Below are 18133 nucleotides of genomic sequence, written 5' to 3'. Positions count from 1 at the left end.
GTGTTCTGTCCGTTTCCGCTAGCTGGTCCGGTTGCGGACGGCTTCTGTGATCCGCTTGACTGCCTCGGCAACCGGCACGCCGTTGTCCTGGCTGCCGTCACGGAACCGGAAGGACACCGCTCCGGCCTCGGCGTCGTCGCCGCCGGCGATCAGGACAAACGGGATCTTGTCCTTGCTGGCGGTGCGGATCTTCTTGGGGAACCTGTCGGAGGACGTGTCCACCTCGGCACGGATGCCGGCAGCCTTGAGCTGGTCAACGACGTCGAACATGTAGTCGTTAAAGGTCTCGGCTACCGGGATGCCCACCACCTGGACGGGTGACAGCCACGCGGGGAAAGCTCCGGCGTAGTGCTCGGTGAGGACACCCATGAACCGCTCGATCGAGCCGAAGAGTGCGCGGTGGATCATCACGGGGCGCTGCCGCGTGCCGTCGGCGGCCTGGAATTCAAGTTCGAACCGTTCAGGCAGGTTGAAGTCCAGCTGGATGGTGGACATCTGCCAGGTCCGGCCCAGGGCGTCCTTGGCCTGCACGGAGATCTTGGGGCCATAGAACGCGGCCCCACCCGGATCCGGCACCAGGTCAAGCCCGGATTCCTCCGCAACCTCGGCAAGGGTCTTGGTGGCTTCTTCCCAGGCGGCGTCGTCGCCGACGTACTTCTCCGGGTCCTTGGTGGAAAGCTCCAGGTAGAAGTCGTTCAGGCCGTAGTCCTTGAGCAGATCCAGGACGAAGTTCAGGGTCTTGGTGAGTTCGTCCTTCATCTGCTCGCGGGTGCAGTAGATGTGGGCGTCGTCCTGGGTCATCCCCCGGACCCGGGTCAGGCCATGGACCACGCCGGACTTCTCGTAGCGGTACACCGCACCGAATTCGAAGAGCCGCAAGGGCAGTTCGCGGTAGGAACGTCCGCGGGAACGGAAGATGAGGTTGTGCATGGGGCAGTTCATCGGCTTCAGGTAGTAATCCTGACCGGGTTTGCGTACGGTGCCGTCCTCGTTGAGTTCGGCATCCACGTGCATCGCCGGGAACATGCCTTCCTTGTACCAGTCAAGGTGGCCCGAGACCTCGTACAGGTGGCCCTTGGTGATGTGCGGGGTGTAGACGAACTCATAGCCGGCCTCGACGTGGCGCTGGCGGGAGTAGTCCTCCATCTCCTTGCGGATGATGCCGCCCTTGGGGTGGAAGACCGGGAGGCCGGAGCCCAGTTCATCGGGGAACGAGAACAGGTCCAGCTCAACACCGAGCTTGCGGTGGTCGCGGCGTTCGGCCTCGGCGATCCGTTCCTGGTAAGCCTTCAGCTCGTCCTTGCTGGGCCAGGCGGTGCCGTAGATCCGCTGCAGCTGCTGGTTCTTCTGGTTGCCCAGCCAGTAGGCGGAGGAGGAGCGGGTCAGCGCGAAGGCGTTGGAGATGAGCTTGGTGTTGGGCAGGTGCGGTCCGCGGCAGAGGTCGCACCAGACGCTGTCACCGCTCTTCCGGTCCACATTGTCGTAGATGGTGATGTCGCCGGCGCCGACCTCGACGTTGACGCCTTCGCCCGCTTCAGCGGCCTCGTTTTTCTTGCCCAGGAGTTCGAGCTTGTAGGGCTCGTCCTTCATGGCCTCACGGGCCCCGTCCTCGCTGACAACACGGCGGACGAATTTCTGGTTCTGGTTGATGATCTTGAGCATCATCTTCTCGAGGGTCTTGAGGTCCTCGGGAGTAAAGGGCTCGGCGACATCGAAGTCGAAGTAGAAACCGTCCGTAATGTAGGGGCCGATTCCCAGCTTGGCGTCCGGGCGGAGTTGCTGTACCGCCTGGGCCATGACGTGGGCGGTGGAGTGGCGCAGGACGTTGAGGCCATCGGGCGAACCGATGGTGACGGCCTGGATTTCGGCGCCCTCGGGCAGTTCCTGGTCCAGGTCCTTCAGCTCGCCGTTAACGCGGGCCACAACAACATCGCGGCGCTCAAAGAAGAGTTCCGCACCGGTTGTCCCGGTAGTCACCTTGGTCTCTTCGCCATCGACGATGAGGGTGATCTGCTGGGCATCTGACACGGGTGTCTCCTATTCAAAGTTTTAGGCTTCATAGCTTGCGGCATACGGGGACCACAGCCAGCCATCGTCAATGCTATCGGTTCCGCGGGAGGCCGACCAACGGGACCCCGGGCCCTCAGCCGCCCATCCCGGTGATAGCCAGGCTCCGGCTGATCCCATCCAGCGGGTGGGGGACATCGGAGGTCCGGGGCTGGGACGCGGGAAACGGCAGGGTTTCCACGCGGCTCAGGTCCCATGCCATGTTGGCGCTGAGGCTGATTCCCCGCGGCCCTGTACGCCTGGTGGTGCCGCGGATGAGCAGCAGCCTGGTGCCGAACAACAGGAGCCCGGCCTGTTCCTGTGCTTCATGGAAGAACACGGAATCGATACAGCCGGTGCCGTCATCGATGCTGATGAAAACCACCCTGCGCCCGCCACGCATGGGCGGGGTCTGGGTGGCGATGCGCACCCCGGCCACCAGCACCTCGGTGCCGTTGCGCAGCCCCAGGAGCTTGTCAGCGGTGGTAACGCCGAGCCTGTCCAGCATGGGCCGGTGGCTGTCCATCAGGTGCCCGCTGACATCAATGGCCATCAGGTCCAGCTCTGCCCGGACGTTTTCCACCAGGGTAGGCGCAGGCAGTCCAGGCTTGACGTTCCGCAGTTCCACGTCCCCCAGCGGCAGGGACAGCTGGCCTTCCATGACCTCGCGGCCTTTCCTGGTTCCTCCTGCGGATTGCAGCTTCTGAAGATGCTGGACGAGGTCTGCGCGGTTTGCTGCACCGCCTGACTCCCGGTGCAGTGAATCAAAGGCACCCAGCCGGGCGAGCCTGTTGATGCTTGGCTTGCTCAGCCTGGACCGCGCCCGCAGGTCAGCCAGGGAGTCGTAAGGCTGACCGGCAACAATCCGTTGGAGCTCGGTACCTGACAGGCCGTAAATACCGTTGAGGCTCAGCCTGATCCCCAGCTTTCCGCTGTCCGGCCCGTCGGCGACCCGCTCAACCCTGTACTCGGCGCCGCTGCGGTTGATGTCCAGCGGCAGGATGGGGATGCCCAGCCTGCGGGCCTCGGCCACCAGCAGACGTTTGGGATACATGCCGGGATCGTGTTCCCACAGCCCGGCAAGGAAGGCCTCGGGATGGTGGGTCTTGAGCCATGCTGACTGGTAGGTGGGTACGGCGAAAGCGGCGCCGTGGGCCTTGCAGAAGCCAAAGCTTCCGAATGCCTTCAGGGTGCCCCAGACCTTATCCACCACCTCTGGGGAATAGCCTTTTGCCCGGGCCTCCCTGCGGAAGAACTCTTCAACCTTCAGTTCGAGGACTTCGTTGCCGAGCGCCCGGCGGAACTCATCAGCCCGGGCCAGCCCGCAGCCGGTCATGACATCGAATGTTTTGAGGATCTGTTCATGGAAGACGGTGACTCCATGGGTTTCCTGCAGCACCGGTTTCAGGTCAGGGTGCGGATAGACCTCCGGCGCGAAGCCGTGCCGGTGTTCCAGGAAAGGCCGGACCATGTCGGACTTCATCGGGCCGGGCCGGAACAGCGAAATGTCGATGATGAGGTCATTGAACTCACGCGGCGCCATCTTGCCGATCAGTTCACGCTGGCCGGGTGATTCGATCTGGAAACAGCCCAGGGTGTGGGTGCTGCGGATCAGATCGTAGGTGGGTTCATCGTCCAGCGGCACAGCATTGAGGTCGATCATGCCGTTCTCGGCGATGTAATCCGGCCCGGTTCCGTCCGGGCCCCTGGGATGGCTCCCGGCCGCAACCACCTCGGCCTTGGAAGGATGGATCCGGATCACTTCCCGGACGGCAAAGGCCATGGCGCTTTGCATCCTCACTCCCAGGACATCGAGTTTGAGCATGCCCATGGGATCCATATCGTGTTTGTCGAACTGGCTCATGGGCAGCCCCAGTCCGCTGGGCTGGACAGGGGTGCGGTCCAGGAGCGTCGCATCTCCCAGGATCACCCCGCAGGGGTGCATGGAAATATGGCGGGGCAGCCGGTCCAGCCGTTCAGTCAGGTCCACCAGCAGATCAAGCTGCTGGTTTTCGGTAAAATCCCGCTGCTCTACCCTGCCGGCGAACTCCCGGAGCTCAGGCTTCTCCGCCAGGGCTTCGCGGAACTTCCGGGCTGAAAACCGCCACAGCTGCTTTGCGATCTCGCCGACATCGCCCTCGTCCATGCCCAACGCCATCCCGGCGTCACGCACCGCACCGCGGGCGCGATACCCGTTCTGCATGCTCATCAGGGTGACACGCTCGGCGCCGAACCGGTCAAAAATCCTGCGGTAGACGTTGTGCCGCTCAGCGCTTTCGACATCGATATCAATGTCCGGCAAGGTGGCCCGGTCCCGTGACAGGAACCTCTCAAAGATCAGATCGTGCTGCAGGGGGTTAACGTGGCTGACCTCGATCAGGTAATTGACCAGGCTGGAGGCACCTGACCCCCGGGCGGCAGCCCTGACCCCCATGTCCTGGATCATCCGGGAGACTTCGGCCACGGTGAGGAAGTAGGAGGAGAACCCGAGGTTCAGGATGATGCCGAGCTCATGGTCCAGGCGTTGGCGCATTTCCTGCAAGGCAGAGCCGGTGATACCGGGGAAGCGCCGGCCGATTCCTGCTTCGCAACGCTGCACCAGTTCCAGGTGCGGGTCCTGGCTTATTCCAATGACGGACGCTTCGGGGACCACCGGCTGCTTCCATCCCATGTCCGTTACCGGATCCATCCGGCAGAAATCGGCGAGCGCCTCAGTCTGGGCCATCAGCTGTTTGAGGTCAGCTGTGCCATACCCGGCGGCATGGATGATTTCCTTGCCCAGCTGAAGCATCTGCCCTGCCGATTTCAGCCAGCCCTGCCCATTGGGCTGAAGGAGCGGTTCTGCCGCAAGTTCCGGCAGGGACTTGAGTGTCCGGGCTGAATCGAGCACGTCCGCTGTGGCTGCGCCGTCCTCGGCGCAGTAACGCACTGCATTGGTCAGCACAGCAGGGACGTGGTGTTCTTCCGCAAGTTTAAGCATGCGCACTGCATGGGAGGTGCTCAGGGGCGCTCCGGGGGCACTGAGCTGGGAGACGACCTCGGCTACCAGGGTTCCGGCAGGCATGGCCTCGACCCACCGCTTGAAAAGGGTGCGGGGCAGCAGGTACCTCCTGCCGCCCATGGCCCGGCCGACGTCGGAATCCGGGCCGATCAGGACGGTCAGCACCGGCTTCAGGGTTTTCGGGTCAAGCGTGCGTGAGGCGAGTTCAGCGCGGGTGACGGCCACCGGCACAGCTCCCCCGGCTTTGCCTGAGGTACGGGCATGGGCATCTGAGACTAACCGGCACAGCGCCCGGTAGCCTGCCCCGTTGTTGTTGCCCCGGGCCAGGACCACCACGCGGCCGGCGAGTTGGGTACGGTGATCGCCGTCGTCGTCGAAGACCGCAAGGTCCACCCCCACCACGGGATCAATGCCCGCTGCCATACAGGCCTTGAGATGTTTGACGGTGCCATAGAGGCCGTCACGGTCAGTGCAGGCAAGGGCCGTTGCGCCGTCAGCGGCGGCAACCTGGGCGAGTTCGTCGGGCCAGGATACGCCGTAGTGCGCGCTGAAGGCGGTGGAAACATGGAGGTGCGTAAAGGTCATGCTGTTTTGGGCTGGAGGGCGTCGTGGATCCGCAGGAGCCTCCAGCGGCCACTGCCGATGTGCCGGGTGAGGTCAAGGGTGAGCAGCTCTGCGGCATCCCGTTGAACTGCCTGGACCTGGACCCGCCAGATCTCGTGGTCAACCAGCCCTGGCCCGCTGCCAAGAGGTGCGCGGCTTTCTTCGGCCCACCATTGACGGCGCTCGTACCACCGCGAAGGCTCGGCGCACACCTGGTACTGCCTTCCGGCCCAGGAGAGTTCCAGTGGCTGGCCGGCCGGAGTGCAGCGGACGTCCACAGACTCGCTGAACATACCCATGGGTGCCTCCCGGAGCCGGCTGATACAGACGTTCGCAGTATTTTGTTCGAATATGTATTCGAATAAACAAAGTCTACGCCGGTGCCCCGGCAAAACCTAGACGGGGGTGGACGGACGGCCGGCAGGAGGGCAGGATTGTGCCATGAGCTCCCATGACGCACTCCTCAAGCACGTAAGCATCGAAGCCCAGGACACCACGCTCGTGGCCAACTTTGATATCGACGGCAACATACCGGGGGCTGGTGCGTACGTAGTGGGACTGGTGGCGTCCAGCCCTGACCATTCCTCGCAAAGACGCCTGGGTATTGAATTCCTGAACGGGGAGGCAATCGCCTTCTACTCGTTCTGCCATGACCAGACCACCGAGGAAAACTATGACCTTTCCGGAGTGACCCACTCCGGAAACACCATCACGGGAAACTTCCCCATGGCAGCCATTCAAGGGCTTGGCAAAGGGCACTTCATGACGGCGTTCAGCGAAGCCGACGGCCGCGATTTCCAAGGGGGCTTCCCGGTCGAGGAAGCACTTTAAGAGGAAGCACTACAGAAGTGCTTCGGAAACTCAGCTGGTTTCTTTATGGACCTTGAGCTCGAGTTCAATAAAGCCCGAAATCATGGCCCGGTACGTGGACTCCACGATGTCCGGATCGATGTCCTTCTTCTCGGCGGCGTTCCGTACATGCTCAATCACCCGCTCCACCCGGCCAGGAGCACGGACTTCAGCGTCGTCCCCCTTTAAAGTGCCGGCAATCCGGATCAGCCGTTCACGCCGCGCGATCAGGGTTACGATCTGGTCGTCCACCTCGTCCACCGCAATGCGCACGGCAGCGAGCTGTTCCTTGTCGGCCAAAGCGTCCCGTTCGTTTCCTTGTATTGTCGCCATGATCTGACAGTATCGAAGCATGCAGCCCAGAGTCGACTTCATCTCACTAGGTGTTCGCAGCGTTGAGGCTTCCCGCCGGTTCTATGCGGAAGGCCTTGGCTGGCCCATCCACCGCGAGATTCCCGGAGACGTGGTGTTTATCCAGGTCAACCGGGGCCTGATACTTTCCCTGTGGGACGCCCGGCAGATGCAGGCCGAGGCAGGGGTCAGCGCCCCCGGCCCGGTCCCGTGCATCACGCTGAGCCATAATCTTGCCGGCACGGAGGAAGTGGACCAGGTCCTTGCTGAGGCTGCGGCAGCGGGGGCAACCATGGTTGCCGGGCCGATCACCCAGCCCTGGGGAGGCTACAGCGGTTATTTCGCCGATCCGGACGGCTTCCGGTGGGAAGTTGCGTACAACCCCACGTGGGCAGTGAACGACGACGGCGAAGTCACCGTTTAGCGGTTCCCGCGCCTTAGAAGAGTGCCTCCACCGGGCGGATGAGTTCCGGGGAATTGTTGCGGACGTTTCCCACCTCCCGGCCAACGGAATCCACGTGCCAGTCCGCTGCCACCTCTTTCACATGCGCGCGGACCAGGTCCACGAGGAAGGCGGCGTCGTCGATCTGCGGGTCGATCCAGGACTCCATCGTGGCGCGGTCCAAGGGCAGCGGTACACGGTCGTGCAGGGCAGTGAGTTTGCCGAACACGGTGGACTCGGCACCCGGCGGCGGAGTGTCCGCCGTCAGGATGGACGTGGAAAGCAGCCACCGTCCGGGATCGCCCTCAGCCTTGGACGGATCCTTCCACCACTCGTACAGGCCGGCGAACACCAGGCCGCTCCCCTTGCCCGGGTGGACGTAGTAGGGCTGTTTGGCTTTGCCGGTGCCCTGCTTCCACTCGTAATAGCCGTCAGCCGGTACGGCGCAGCGGCGGGACTGGATGGCCTTGCGGAACGCCGGCTTCTCCAGCACCGTCTCGCTCCTGGCGTTGATCATCTTGGCGCCAATGCCGGGATCCTTGGCCCAGGACGGAACCAGGCCCCACCGGGCCACATGCAGCTGCCGCACGGTAGCGTCATCCTTCAGGCGCTCCAGCACGATGGGAACATCGTCCGTGGGTGCCACATTCCAGGACGGCGGCAGCTCCACGTCCTCTTCCAGCTGCGCGTCGAACTCCGCCAGCAGATCCCCCACGGCACGTGCCATCACATAGCGTCCACACATGGCTTCAGCATGCCATCACTGCAGGGCACTGTCATCCGGCGCCACCCGCACCGGGGAATACCCTGCTGCGGGTTACCGTTGACAGGAACGAACCCCCTCAACGAATTCAGGAGAGCTCCGTGGACTTTACCCCCGAGAACGGCACCATCACCATGTTTTCCACCACCTGGTGCGGTTACTGCAACCGTCTGAAGAAGCAGCTGGACGCGCAGGGCATCGGCTATACGGAGATCAATATCGAAGAGGTGGAGGGCACAGCCGAGCTCGTAGAGCAGCTTAATGGCGGCAACCAGACCGTCCCCACCGTGCTCTTCCCGGACGGCACAGCCGCCACCAACCCCTCCTTGGCGGAGGTCAAGAGCCGCCTCGCGGCCTAGCTCTCCCCGGCACATGTGGTAGACAGAACGGGACCAACATCCGTGTTGGTCCCGTTCTGTCGATCTGCATTAAGGGAGCCTTCCGTGGTCCATAAAGTCAAAGGTGTTGTAGCCCGTTCCAAGGGCGCCCCGGTCACTCTGGAGACCATCCTGGTCCCGGACCCCGGCCCGGGTGAGGCCCTCGTTGACATCATCACGTCCGGCGTCTGCCACACAGACCTGCACTACAAGCTCGGTGGCATCAGCGATGACTTCCCCTTCCTCCTCGGTCATGAGGCCACCGGCGTGGTCAGTGCCGTCGGCCCTGACGTCACGAACGTCGCCCCGGGTGACCGGGTGGTGCTGAACTGGAGGGCTGTCTGCGGCAACTGCCGGGCATGCAACCGCGGTCAGGCCCAGTACTGCTTCAACACACACAACGCCACCCAGAAAATGACGCTCGAGGACGGCACCGAACTCTCAGCCGCCCTCGGGATCGGAGCCTTCACCGAGAAGACGCTCGTGGCCGCCGGCCAGTGCACCAAAGTGGATGCCGACGCCGATGCTGCCGCGATCGGGCTGCTCGGCTGCGGCGTGATGGCCGGGCTGGGTGCCGCCATTAACACCGGCGGGGTCAAGCGCGGCGATACGGTAGCCGTCATCGGCTGCGGCGGCGTGGGCGTGGCTGCCATCGCAGGTGCCGCACTCGCGGGCGCGACCACCATCATCGCGGTGGACATCGACGCAAAAAAGCTGGAACGCGCCACAGAACTCGGCGCCACCCACACGGTTGACTCCTCCGCGAACGACCCCGTGGAGAAAATCCGCGAACTCACCGGCGGCTTCGGCGCCGACGTGGTGATTGACGCCGTCGGACGCCCCGAAACGTACAAGCAGGCCTTCTACGCCCGCGACCTCGCCGGCACAGTGGTCCTGGTGGGCGTCCCCACCCCTGAGATGACGCTGGAGCTGCCGCTCCTGGACGTGTTCGGCCGCGGCGGGTCGCTGAAGTCCTCCTGGTACGGCGACTGCCTGCCGTCCAGGGATTTCCCCATGCTGATCAGCCTCTACAAACAGGGCAAGCTGGACCTGGATGCGTTCGTCACCGAGCGGATCACCCTCGACCAGGTGGAGGAAGCCTTCGACAAAATGCACTCGGGTTCGGTCCTGCGCTCGGTGGTGGAACTGTGAGCCTCCGGATCGACCGTCTGGTCACCTCCGGGACATTCTCGCTCGACGGCGGCACCTGGGACGTGGACAACAACGTCTGGATCGTGGGCAACGAGGAGGAATGCGTAGTCATCGATCCGGCACACGACGCCAAGGCCGTTGCTGCTGCAGTGGGCGGCCGGACGCTGAAGGCCATCCTGCTGACCCACGGCCACGACGACCACATCCGGTCAGTGGGCGACTTCCGGGACCTCCTCCAGGCCCCGATCCACCTTCACCAGGCTGACTGGATGCTCTGGCGCAGCGTGTATCCCGAGGTGGATCCCGACGTCGATATCAGCCACGGAGACCTGTTCGAGGTGGCCGGTGCAAGACTGAAGGCCCTGCACACCCCCGGGCACTCGCCGGGTTCGGTGTCCTTCCACCTGGCGGACGGGCCCGACGGCGAAGGCACCGTCTTCAGCGGTGACACCCTGTTCCAGGGCGGTCCGGGAGCGACGGGCAGGTCCTACAGTGACTTCCCCACGATCATCGATTCAATCCGGACCTGGCTGCTGCCCCTTCCGGCCGGGACCGTGGTCCGCACCGGCCATGGGGACACCACCACGATCGGCGCGGAAGCTCCGCACCTCCAGGAATGGATCGCCCGGGGCCACTGACAGCCCCGCACGCCAACGGCGCGGGCTACGCTTCCCCTCCGGTGACCCCGGCATAGCTGCTGAATCCGGCATCCCTGAGGGAAACGTGGCCCGCGTACGCAGCGATCACAGCGTCCTGGACATCCTCGACCGTCAGGCCGGGGACCAGGTCGTTGGCCGCACCAGCCGTGGCCGGGTCCCAGTCCAGGCCCAGGGCTGCGTAGCTGTCCGTCAGCACCCTGCGGATGGGAGCGGAATTTTCCACCACAATCACTGAGCTGAAGAGCCAGCCACCGCTCACTACGCGCTGGGCCGTGCCAACAAGCTTGACCCGGTTTGCCGGGTCAGCGGAGTTGATGCCGTGCACACTGAACTCTCCAGGACAGTACTCCCCCGGGATTTCGCCCACAGCTGCCTGCACGCCGACGCTCCGCAGGGCCTGGGCCAGCAATTCGCCGAAGAAACCGAACCTGTTCTTGGAACCGGCAATGGCATCGGCATGGGGTTCGATGTGGTCCACCACAAGGGTGCCCTCGTGGTAGGCGGCAGCACGGCCGCCGGCCTTCCGTACCAGGGGCTCAAAACCGAGGTCCAGGCAGGCCCGGGCAGCGGCGTCGAAGCCCGGCAGGCGGGTGTCCCGCTGGCCGAAGGCGACGGTGGGTGCAGGCCGGTACAACCTCAGGGTGGGACCGATGCGGCCCGTCTTTGCCTGGGTCAGCAGTTCGAGTCCAAATTCCAGGTCACGTGCCGCGCCCAGCGACCGGTCCTGACGCACCACGGTGAGCGTGCGGGGTCCCGCCTGGCCCTCCAGCATCTTGCTAAGCTCCCTCATGGTCATACTGCAATTCCTTGTTGTCGCCGTTGCGTTTGCGGCCATTGACGCCGTCTGGCTCAAGCTGATGAACCCTTTCTACCGCAGCCACATCGGTGAGCTGCTGGCAGACAAGCCACATTTAGGGTACGCCGTGGCCTTCTATCTCATTTACATCGCGGGGATTGTCTTCTTTGCGCTGCGGCCGGCGCTCGACGGCGGCAGCTGGCTGACCGCCGTCGGCTATGGTGCGGCGCTGGGCGCTTTCGCATACGCAACCTACGACCTCACGAACGCCGCCACCCTCAAGACCTGGCCGCTGCAGCTCATTGTGGTTGACATGCTGTGGGGCGCGGTGCTGACAGGCTTGTCCACGCTCGCGGGATGGCTGGTATTCCGCAGCAGCTGACATCCGGCAGCACCTGGCATAAGGCACCTGACATACAGCGGAAGAATCCGTGTCGCGGCAGCCCACGTGGATAGACTCAGGAGCTGGTTCAACCTGCCAATCCCCGGGAGAGGTCATCCACTGATACGCGTCATTAGCTACAACCTCCGGAATCACCAGGCCAGCGGAGAGCTGGTGGACCTGGCCCAGGATTTCCGCGCCGATGCGCTGTGCCTGCAGGAATGCGATACCACCAGGCTTCCGGACGCCGTGGGACCGCTGCATCTCGCCGATGCCACCAAGGGGAACCGGCTCGGCCTGGCCATCTATTACCGACGCGACCGCTTTACCGCTTATGAGACAAAGACCTTCGCGCTGAAGAAGTCCCTGCACGACATGGTGCTGGCACCGGCCCACGAGCGGCTGATCGGCATGCGGGTACGGGACAACGAGACGGACCACGAGCTGGTGATCTCCTCCTTCCATGCGTCTCCGCTGACAGCCACCAACTCGCTGCGGCGCAACCAGATCCATGCCGCCCACGCCGAACTGCTAGGCATGGGAACAGGCCTGATGACCCTGATGGTGGGCGATTTCAATTACCCGCTCTTCACCAAGAGCCTCACCGCGCACCTTAAGGATTCCGGGTATGAGCTGTCTCTCAGCAACCGCAGGACCTACACGCGGTACAAGGTTTTCAAGGGCCACTTCGACTTCGCCACGTCACTGGGACTGGACATCGGGAACGTCGAAACCCTGCCGCGTGGCGCATCGGACCACCTGCCCATTCTGGTCACCGCGGAATACGGCCAGGAGTCCACGCCCGCCGGCGGCCAGCCCGCTTCCTGACCACAACTACTCCCGGAGGCCCTGATTGCGCAGCGACTGGATCAGCAAGGCAATACCTGCCGTCGGGGCGGCGCGCAACTACAAGCGTTCCTGGCTGAAGTCTGATCTCACCGCCGGGGCCGCACTGAGCGCTGCCCTGATTCCCGCGGGCATGGCCTACGCCGAGGCATCCGGGCTCCCTGCGGTGACAGGCCTTTACGCCTCAGTGGTCCCCATGTTCTTCTACGCACTGTTCGGCCCCGCCCGGGTGGTCATAGTGGGACCCGATTCCTCGCTGGCTCCGATGATCGCGGCCGCCATCCTTCCGTTGGCCGGCCGGGACCCGGACCACGCCGTGGCCCTGGCCGGCATGCTGGCCATTCTGATCGGCGCATTCCTCCTGGCCGGGCGGATCCTCCGGCTGGGGTTCGTCACTGGCCTGCTGTCCAAACCGATCCGGATCGGCTACCTCAACGGCATTGCCCTGACCGTGATGGTGAGCCAGCTGCCCCGCTTGCTGGGAATCTCCGTCGATTCCGATTCCCTGGTGGGCCGCATGAGCGAAACCGCCGGCGCCGTTGCCCGGGGTGACACCAACCCCGTCGCCCTGGCCTTCGGGGCCGGTACCCTCGCAGCCTTGATCGCCGGCCGCCTCCTGCCGTGGAAATTCCCGGGCGTACTGGTTGCCGTGGCCGCGTCCACCGCGGCCGCAGCAGCATTGAATCTGACCACCGAGCTGCCACTGGTCGGCGCACTGCCGGCCGGCCTGCCCTCCCCTGCCCTGGGCGGGATCAGCGTGGACGACGTCGTCTCGCTCATTGCTCCGGCAGCGGGCATTGCCCTCATCGCCTTCGCCGATACCTCCACACTCTCCAAGAGCCTCGCCGCACGCCGTGGGACCAGGGTCAACGGGAACCACGAAATGGGTGCCTTGGGGATCGCCAACGCCGCCAGCGGGCTGCTTGGCGGGTTCCCTGTGTGCGGAAGCTCTTCCCGGACCCCCATCGTTCTCGACGCGGGTGCAAAGACCCAGTTCAGCGGCATTGTGGCCGCTGCCATCGTGGTGGTCTTTATGGTGGCGGCGCCCGGTGTGACAGCGTTCCTGCCCACCGCCACTCTTGCCGCGGTGGTGATGGTGGCGGCTTCATCGCTGGTGGACTTCAAAGCGCTCTTCCGCCTGGTCAGGATGAGCAAGACCGAGGCGGTCCTGCTCATCGCTGCTTTCCTGGGCGTGGCTTTCGTCGGGGTCCTGGAGGGAATCGTGGTGGCGATCGGCCTGTCCCTGATGGCCTTCGTCCGCCGGGCCTGGGATCCTTACCGCACGGAACTGGCAAGCCTGGACGATGTTCCCGGCTTCCATGACATCACCCGGCATCCGGAGGGCCAGCGGGTCGACGGCCTCGTCATCGCCCGTTTTGACGCGCCACTGTTCTTTGCCAACGGTGAAGTTTTCACCGAACACATCCGCACCCTTGTGGCGGAGGCCCCCACGCCGGTGCGATGGGTCATAGTGGCCGCCGAACCCATCACGGATCTTGACACGACTGCACTGGACGAACTCGTCCAACTCGACGACGAACTGGCGAAGCAGGGCATCAGCCTGGTCTTCGCGGAGATGAAGGGGCCGGTCAAGGACAGGCTGACCCGCTTCGGGGCTGCCGCGCGGTTCACCTCGGACCACTTCTACCCAACCATCCACAACGCAGTGCGCAGCTACAGGAAGGACGCGGGCCTGGACTAGGTCCTGCGCAGCGTCAGGATCTGTTCGGCCCGGCCGAACGGGCCCTGGAGATCGTGCAGGACGGTAGAGGTCAGGCCGATGCCGTCGGCGCCGAATGACACCGCATTGTCCAGTCCCAGCCATTCGCCCACGGGCCTGCGGTACATGTGGATCTGCAGGTCCAGGTTGGGGAACGCGTAACTGTCCTTCCCCGGAGGGACCCGGGCCGCGATCCCGTTGGCGGTGTCCACCAGTCCGATGAGGCGGGCCAGATCCCCGCTGTCTGCTTTGTCCGTCAGGGGGTGCTCCGTGCGCAGCCAGACCTTGCCGGCACCGGGCCGGTGGCCGTCGGCCGCGCGCATCTCAAGGGACCGGATGTAGCCGCCCGGCCACACGCTTGGCCCGTCGTAGGGTTTGCATTCATCCGGCGCGGGTATGGCGGTGTCCTCGACGGCGGCCACTGCCGAGGTATCACTGGTGACCATCCGCCAGGCGGTGGCCCGGATGGCGACCCTGGCATTGGCGATGAGTTCGGCCTGCAGGAGCTCGATGGTCCGGCCCGGGCGAAGGGTGGTGGTCTCGATGTGGAACTCCCCGCCGGGTATCAGTCCCAGGATTTCGTAGCTCAGGCGGGCCATCCGCATGTCAGCGCGGGGTTCGTGGCGCTCCAGGCTGTCGGCCAGCAATCCTGATGCCGGTGCCATGTGCTGTTCATGGACGTTCCAGGCGCCCTGGGCGTGGATGGTGGACCGGAAACGGCCGCCGCCCAACGCCTCATAGTAAAAGATGCCATCAGCCAGCTCGGGCAGATCCTTGGTCAAAGTGGGGCCTTCCTGCGGTACCGGGTGAATGAGGATTAACTCTACCGGTGCGGCCGGGCCCGGAACCGATGCCACGAAATACAGGCGCGCAGGAACCCCGGCTGGGTAGACTCGGGAACTGGTCCTGTCAGCAACCCTCTGAAGGGTGTTCCAAGAATGCGCGTCATCAGCTATAACCTTCGCGAGCATAAAGCGAGCGGCGAACTCCTCGCCCTCGCGCGGAATTTCGATATCGACGCCTTGTGCCTGCAGGAGGTGGATTCGAGCGACCTGCCGCAGACCCTGGGGCCGCTGCATCTGGCGGACTCCACCAGGGGCAACCGCCTGGGGCTTGCCATTTACTACCGCACCAGCCGGTTCACGGCCCTTGATACGCAGTCCTTTGCGCTGAAGAAATCGCTGCACGACAGGGTGTTGGCCCCTGCCCATGAGCGGCTGATCGGCACACGGGTTGTGGACAATGAAACCCAGCATGAACTGGTGATCGGCTCATTCCACGCCGCGCCCCTCACGGCCTCCAACTCGCTGCGGCGCAAGCAGATCCATGCCGCCCACGCAGAGCTGCTCAGCATGGGCAGCGGGCTGATGACGCTGATGGTGGGCGATTTCAACTACCCGTTCTTCACCAAGAACCTCCATACCCAGATGAAGGAGACCGGGTATGCGCTGTCCCTCAGCGACCGCCGCACCTACACCCGGTACAAGTTCTTCAAGGGCCACTTCGACTTCGCAACGTCCCTGGGCCTGGACATCGAGAGTGTGGAAACTCTGCCGCGGGGCAAGTCAGACCACCTGCCCATCCTGGTCAGCGCCGAATACGGCCAGGACTACTGAACCCGCTCCGAAGACAGGTCAAGCAGCCGCGGCCGGAGCGTCGGCCAGGACCTGGCGAAACCGGGGTGGAGTTCCTTGCCATGCACTTCCGGCACCGGAACCCAGCTCAGCTCGAGGCTTTCGGGATCACTGATCACCGGGTCAAACGGCCGGGTCACCTGCACCACAACTGTGGTGTAGGACCAGTAACCCACGTCCAGCACCGTAGTAAAGAGCACGCTCACATCAGTGGCCGGTACCGCGGCTTCCTCGTGCGCCTCCCGGAGGGCTCCGGTGATGGCGTCCTCGTCCTGGTGCAGGGCCCCGCCGGGAAGCCCCCAGGTCCCGCCGTTGTGGCTCCAGAGGGCGCGGTGCTGGAGCAGGACGCCTTTGCCAGGGTCATAGGCCAGTACCCCGGCGGCACCGAACCTGCCCCAGAACTTCCCGTGGACACCCTCCACCCATGCGTCACCGGGATCCCGCGGACCGGTCAGCGGGGGCCTGGCATGGGGATTTGCACCGGGAGTCGTAGCAGCCAAGGAATGATCCATGACTCCAGTCTGACAGGTGCCCTCCCCCGGCGCAGCGGACGCCGCGCGCTGACCGGTCAGCTGCTGTGCCCGCGCTCGACGGCGAAATCCCCGCCGGGGTACATTACTGTTTCGTGGCCGTCGTCGAAGCGGACCAGATAGGGCGGGTGGCCTTCCTGACCCCTCACCTCCAGGATCACCCCGTGCCGGTCCGAGGCCCCTACGGTCCTTCCATGGACGATGATCCTGTCACCCTGCGCTGCCTCCATGGCAATCACCTCCAAGCCCCAGAGTACGACTGAGCGGACGGCAGGAACAGGGGCGAACCCTTACGATTCGTGCAGGGGTTGGCAGCGGGCCATCCCATTGTCTAGGGTGGGACCCTAAGCATGCTTAGCTTTCCTTGGTCAAGGCGAACCGCCTGCCCGTTGTAGCCCCAGTCAATTGGAGGAATTCCATGACGGACCGTTCACGTTCCGGAACCCCGTGACGGCCTACGGGAAAGTCCCGCCTCCGGTCCAACACCAACGCTCCACCTGAACGGCCGAACACCCTCGCCCTGAATGGGCAGGGCAGCACAAGACCGACGGCGGCGGTGTGCTCCAGCAGGGGGGCGCACCGCCGCCGTTGTTTATTCAACGCCTGGTTAGTCCCTGGCCTCCGCGAGCAGTGCGTCGGTGGCGGGGTCAGGCTCGCCGTCGAAAAACTGCGCCAGTACCGTCTTGAACACGGTCTCCCCCGGCGCGGCGCGCAGGAACAGCGTCATGGAGGACTGCAGCTTCCTGGCATCAATGCCGCCAAGGATGTCTTGGGCGGAGCGGCCGGCATGGGTGGTTACCGCCGCTGCGCACTCCAGCAACCGGGGGCCCAGGATCTCGTGCTTGAGGTAGGCCTGCGCTTCCGGCAGCGAGGTAATGGCGTACCTGACGGACGTTGGGCTCGTGCCCAGCCCTGCGAACTGGGGAAAGATGAACCACATCCAATGGCCCGTCTTCTGCCCAAGCTGCAGCTCCGCCAGTGCCTGCCCGTAAGTCCCCGGGTTGTCCTGGGCCTCCACGAAGCGTTCCAGGTTGTAGGTCTCGCTCATTCTTTATCTCCTCTTATCTAAGCGGTCCCGGCGGTGATGCCGGATGTCTGTGCGGCGGCTTGGCGGACCGAGTCCTCGGGGTCCTGGCGCCACCTGCCAATGACGGTCTCTGCGCGCTGCCGGTCTTTCCCCTTAAGCCCGGCCAACAGCGGCAGGACGACGTCTGCCACAAGGGGGGTCACCAGTTCAGCTGTCCGGGCAGTGCGGATGAACCCCTCGATCCTGGTCAGATCTGTATGGCGCAGCAGGTCAGCGCCCGACTGCAGGAGAACCACTGCCGCCAGCCTGCGTTCAAAGACGGGCCGCCTGCCGGGGCCGGGCCGGCCCCAAAGCAGCGAGGCCAGCGCCGTCACTTCGTCATGGTCTAGCTCCTTGAATTTCCGGCGGGCATCACGGACCGTCCCGCGGATGGCTCCCACCGAAGCCCCGTAAGAGGCAAGGGCACCGCCAACCCTGGCTTCGACGTCATCGGCCCGGTACCATGAGCCCTCGTTCTGCAGCGTGGTGTCGATGAAAGCCGCCGCGTCCTGCACCCTCTGACTCATGGCTTACCGTCCGCGGCGCCCGGCAGATGCGTGGTTGATGCAGAACGTCGTCCAGGGCCGGGCCTCGAGCCGGCCTTCGGCGATGCGCTCTCCGCAGACCGCGCAGATTCCATACGTGCCATCCGCGATCCGCTGAAGTGCCGCTTCCACTTCGGCCAGCCCGGAAGTGCTCTGGTCCAGGAGGGCAGCCGCCTGGGACAGTTCGAAGGCAATGGTGGCACCTTCCGGGTCGTGTTCGTCGTCCACATTGGAATCCTGGCGGGCCGCATTGGCCGAGGAAATGTCGGCCCGGAGCGCCGGCAGCAGTGCCAGTTTCCTGGCGCGCTCGTCCTCCAGGAGGAGCCGGAACCGTTCGAAATCAGCCATGGGGAAAGCCTAGCCCCGACGCC

21 protein-coding genes are annotated in these 18133 nt (G+C 64.4%); 9 read left to right on the top strand and 12 right to left on the bottom strand.

Annotated features, from left to right (window positions below; translation table 11 throughout):
• Positions 1–18: 18 nt before the first annotated feature.
• From thrS to AC1MCA_RS19485, 3 genes are all read right to left on the bottom strand, one after another.
• The gene (gene thrS / locus AC1MCA_RS19495; protein WP_479799975.1) at positions 19–2028 is read right to left on the bottom strand and encodes a threonine--tRNA ligase; all 2010 of its coding nucleotides are present in this window, start codon (positions 2026–2028) and stop codon (positions 19–21) included.
• A 115-nt stretch (positions 2029–2143) separates the two neighbouring features.
• The gene (locus tag AC1MCA_RS19490) at positions 2144–5632 is read right to left on the bottom strand and encodes a DNA polymerase III subunit alpha (protein ID WP_479799974.1); all 3489 of its coding nucleotides are present in this window, start codon (positions 5630–5632) and stop codon (positions 2144–2146) included.
• Positions 5629–5949, bottom strand: coding sequence for a DUF6504 family protein (locus AC1MCA_RS19485; RefSeq protein WP_479799973.1), 321 nt, complete (start codon positions 5947–5949; stop codon positions 5629–5631). The genes AC1MCA_RS19490 and AC1MCA_RS19485 overlap by 4 nt, the downstream gene beginning before the upstream one ends.
• Before the next feature lie 142 nt (positions 5950–6091).
• Here AC1MCA_RS19485 and AC1MCA_RS19480 point away from each other — a divergent pair, with 142 nt between their 5' ends.
• Complete coding sequence (locus AC1MCA_RS19480) at positions 6092–6481, top strand: hypothetical protein (protein WP_108599282.1); 390 nt, start codon at positions 6092–6094, stop codon at positions 6479–6481.
• Between the two features lie 30 nt (positions 6482–6511).
• Here AC1MCA_RS19480 and AC1MCA_RS19475 read toward each other — a convergent pair whose 3' ends face one another.
• On the bottom strand, positions 6512–6832 hold the full coding sequence (locus AC1MCA_RS19475; RefSeq protein ID WP_108599287.1) for a chorismate mutase: 321 nt from the start codon (positions 6830–6832) through the stop codon (positions 6512–6514).
• A gap of 19 nt (positions 6833–6851) precedes the next feature.
• Here AC1MCA_RS19475 and AC1MCA_RS19470 point away from each other — a divergent pair, with 19 nt between their 5' ends.
• On the top strand, positions 6852–7274 hold the full coding sequence (locus AC1MCA_RS19470; RefSeq protein ID WP_108599281.1) for a VOC family protein: 423 nt from the start codon (positions 6852–6854) through the stop codon (positions 7272–7274).
• Positions 7275–7287: 13 nt separating this feature from the next.
• Here AC1MCA_RS19470 and AC1MCA_RS19465 read toward each other — a convergent pair whose 3' ends face one another.
• Positions 7288–8037, bottom strand: coding sequence for an SOS response-associated peptidase (locus AC1MCA_RS19465; protein WP_479799972.1), 750 nt, complete (start codon positions 8035–8037; stop codon positions 7288–7290).
• A 119-nt stretch (positions 8038–8156) separates the two neighbouring features.
• On the opposite strand from AC1MCA_RS19465, the gene AC1MCA_RS19460 reads away from it, so the two are divergent.
• The 3 genes from AC1MCA_RS19460 to AC1MCA_RS19450 all read left to right on the top strand — a co-directional run bounded on the left by AC1MCA_RS19460 (position 8157) and on the right by AC1MCA_RS19450 (position 10222).
• On the top strand, positions 8157–8414 hold the full coding sequence (locus tag AC1MCA_RS19460; RefSeq protein ID WP_108599279.1) for a mycoredoxin: 258 nt from the start codon (positions 8157–8159) through the stop codon (positions 8412–8414).
• An 84-nt stretch (positions 8415–8498) separates the two neighbouring features.
• Entirely contained in the window at positions 8499–9584 is a 1086-nt protein-coding gene (locus tag AC1MCA_RS19455; RefSeq protein ID WP_479799971.1) for an S-(hydroxymethyl)mycothiol dehydrogenase, read from the top strand.
• Complete coding sequence (locus tag AC1MCA_RS19450; RefSeq protein ID WP_479799970.1) at positions 9581–10222, top strand: MBL fold metallo-hydrolase; 642 nt, start codon at positions 9581–9583, stop codon at positions 10220–10222. Before AC1MCA_RS19455 ends, AC1MCA_RS19450 begins: the two co-directional genes overlap by 4 nt.
• Before the next feature lie 25 nt (positions 10223–10247).
• On the opposite strand, the gene AC1MCA_RS19445 is transcribed toward AC1MCA_RS19450, so the two are convergent.
• Positions 10248–11015 (bottom strand): lipoate--protein ligase family protein, encoded by a 768-nt coding sequence (locus tag AC1MCA_RS19445; RefSeq protein WP_479803472.1) that lies wholly within the window; start codon positions 11013–11015, stop codon positions 10248–10250.
• A 16-nt stretch (positions 11016–11031) separates the two neighbouring features.
• Between AC1MCA_RS19445 and AC1MCA_RS19440 the strand changes: the two genes are divergently transcribed.
• The 3 genes from AC1MCA_RS19440 to AC1MCA_RS19430 all read left to right on the top strand — a co-directional run bounded on the left by AC1MCA_RS19440 (position 11032) and on the right by AC1MCA_RS19430 (position 13969).
• Positions 11032–11421, top strand: coding sequence for a DUF2177 family protein (locus AC1MCA_RS19440; protein WP_479799969.1), 390 nt, complete (start codon positions 11032–11034; stop codon positions 11419–11421).
• A 123-nt stretch (positions 11422–11544) separates the two neighbouring features.
• Positions 11545–12249, top strand: coding sequence for an endonuclease/exonuclease/phosphatase family protein (locus AC1MCA_RS19435; RefSeq protein WP_479803470.1), 705 nt, complete (start codon positions 11545–11547; stop codon positions 12247–12249).
• A 25-nt stretch (positions 12250–12274) separates the two neighbouring features.
• Complete coding sequence (locus AC1MCA_RS19430; RefSeq protein ID WP_479799968.1) at positions 12275–13969, top strand: SulP family inorganic anion transporter; 1695 nt, start codon at positions 12275–12277, stop codon at positions 13967–13969.
• On the opposite strand, the gene AC1MCA_RS19425 is transcribed toward AC1MCA_RS19430, so the two are convergent.
• Positions 13966–14769 carry a thioesterase family protein gene (locus AC1MCA_RS19425; protein WP_479799967.1) on the bottom strand — a complete coding sequence of 268 codons (804 nt, stop codon included), beginning with the start codon at positions 14767–14769 and terminating at the stop codon, positions 13966–13968. The two genes, AC1MCA_RS19430 and AC1MCA_RS19425, sit on opposite strands and share 4 nt — an antisense overlap.
• Positions 14770–14925: 156 nt before the next feature.
• Here AC1MCA_RS19425 and AC1MCA_RS19420 point away from each other — a divergent pair, with 156 nt between their 5' ends.
• The gene (locus AC1MCA_RS19420) at positions 14926–15603 is read left to right on the top strand and encodes an endonuclease/exonuclease/phosphatase family protein (RefSeq protein ID WP_108599273.1); all 678 of its coding nucleotides are present in this window, start codon (positions 14926–14928) and stop codon (positions 15601–15603) included.
• Here AC1MCA_RS19420 and AC1MCA_RS19415 read toward each other — a convergent pair.
• The 5 genes from AC1MCA_RS19415 to AC1MCA_RS19395 form a co-directional block, all read right to left on the bottom strand.
• Positions 15597–16133, bottom strand: coding sequence for an NUDIX domain-containing protein (locus tag AC1MCA_RS19415; protein WP_479799966.1), 537 nt, complete (start codon positions 16131–16133; stop codon positions 15597–15599). The two genes, AC1MCA_RS19420 and AC1MCA_RS19415, sit on opposite strands and share 7 nt — an antisense overlap.
• 56 nt (positions 16134–16189) lie before the next feature.
• Entirely contained in the window at positions 16190–16381 is a 192-nt protein-coding gene (locus AC1MCA_RS19410; protein ID WP_108599271.1) for a DUF1918 domain-containing protein, read from the bottom strand.
• A gap of 377 nt (positions 16382–16758) precedes the next feature.
• Complete coding sequence (locus AC1MCA_RS19405) at positions 16759–17199, bottom strand: DUF1810 domain-containing protein (RefSeq protein WP_479799965.1); 441 nt, start codon at positions 17197–17199, stop codon at positions 16759–16761.
• 17 nt (positions 17200–17216) lie between these two features.
• Positions 17217–17744: a DNA alkylation repair protein gene (locus tag AC1MCA_RS19400; RefSeq protein WP_479799964.1), complete on the bottom strand. Its 528-nt coding sequence runs from the start codon at positions 17742–17744 to the stop codon at positions 17217–17219.
• Between the two features lie 3 nt (positions 17745–17747).
• Positions 17748–18110, bottom strand: a complete 363-nt coding sequence (locus tag AC1MCA_RS19395) for a TraR/DksA family transcriptional regulator (protein WP_479799963.1) — start codon at positions 18108–18110, stop codon at positions 17748–17750.
• Between the last annotated feature and the right edge of the window lie 23 nt (positions 18111–18133).

Source organism: Arthrobacter sp. BK1, from assembly GCF_056680055.1.
This window is presented reverse-complemented; position numbering and strand designations above follow the sequence as displayed.

Bases quoted from the DNA above. Each gene is read 5' to 3' on its own strand.
- AC1MCA_RS19470 (WP_108599281.1), top strand. From the start codon at position 6,852: ATGCAGCCCAGAGTCGACTTCATCTCACTAGGTGTTCGCAGCGTTGAG.
- AC1MCA_RS19400 (WP_479799964.1), bottom strand. From the start codon at position 17,744: ATGAGTCAGAGGGTGCAGGACGCGGCGGCTTTCATCGACACCACGCTG.
- AC1MCA_RS19440 (WP_479799969.1), top strand. From the start codon at position 11,032: ATGGTCATACTGCAATTCCTTGTTGTCGCCGTTGCGTTTGCGGCCATT.
- AC1MCA_RS19395 (WP_479799963.1), bottom strand. From the start codon at position 18,110: ATGGCTGATTTCGAACGGTTCCGGCTCCTCCTGGAGGACGAGCGCGCC.
- AC1MCA_RS19485 (WP_479799973.1), bottom strand. From the start codon at position 5,949: ATGGGTATGTTCAGCGAGTCTGTGGACGTCCGCTGCACTCCGGCCGGC.
- AC1MCA_RS19465 (WP_479799972.1), bottom strand. From the start codon at position 8,037: ATGTGTGGACGCTATGTGATGGCACGTGCCGTGGGGGATCTGCTGGCG.
- AC1MCA_RS19480 (WP_108599282.1), top strand. From the start codon at position 6,092: ATGAGCTCCCATGACGCACTCCTCAAGCACGTAAGCATCGAAGCCCAG.
- AC1MCA_RS19415 (WP_479799966.1), bottom strand. From the start codon at position 16,133: ATGGATCATTCCTTGGCTGCTACGACTCCCGGTGCAAATCCCCATGCC.
- AC1MCA_RS19405 (WP_479799965.1), bottom strand. From the start codon at position 17,199: ATGAGCGAGACCTACAACCTGGAACGCTTCGTGGAGGCCCAGGACAAC.
- AC1MCA_RS19410 (WP_108599271.1), bottom strand. From the start codon at position 16,381: ATGGAGGCAGCGCAGGGTGACAGGATCATCGTCCATGGAAGGACCGTA.
- AC1MCA_RS19490 (WP_479799974.1), bottom strand. From the start codon at position 5,632: ATGACCTTTACGCACCTCCATGTTTCCACCGCCTTCAGCGCGCACTAC.
- AC1MCA_RS19475 (WP_108599287.1), bottom strand. From the start codon at position 6,832: ATGGCGACAATACAAGGAAACGAACGGGACGCTTTGGCCGACAAGGAA.
- AC1MCA_RS19420 (WP_108599273.1), top strand. From the start codon at position 14,926: ATGCGCGTCATCAGCTATAACCTTCGCGAGCATAAAGCGAGCGGCGAA.
- AC1MCA_RS19445 (WP_479803472.1), bottom strand. From the start codon at position 11,015: ATGCTGGAGGGCCAGGCGGGACCCCGCACGCTCACCGTGGTGCGTCAG.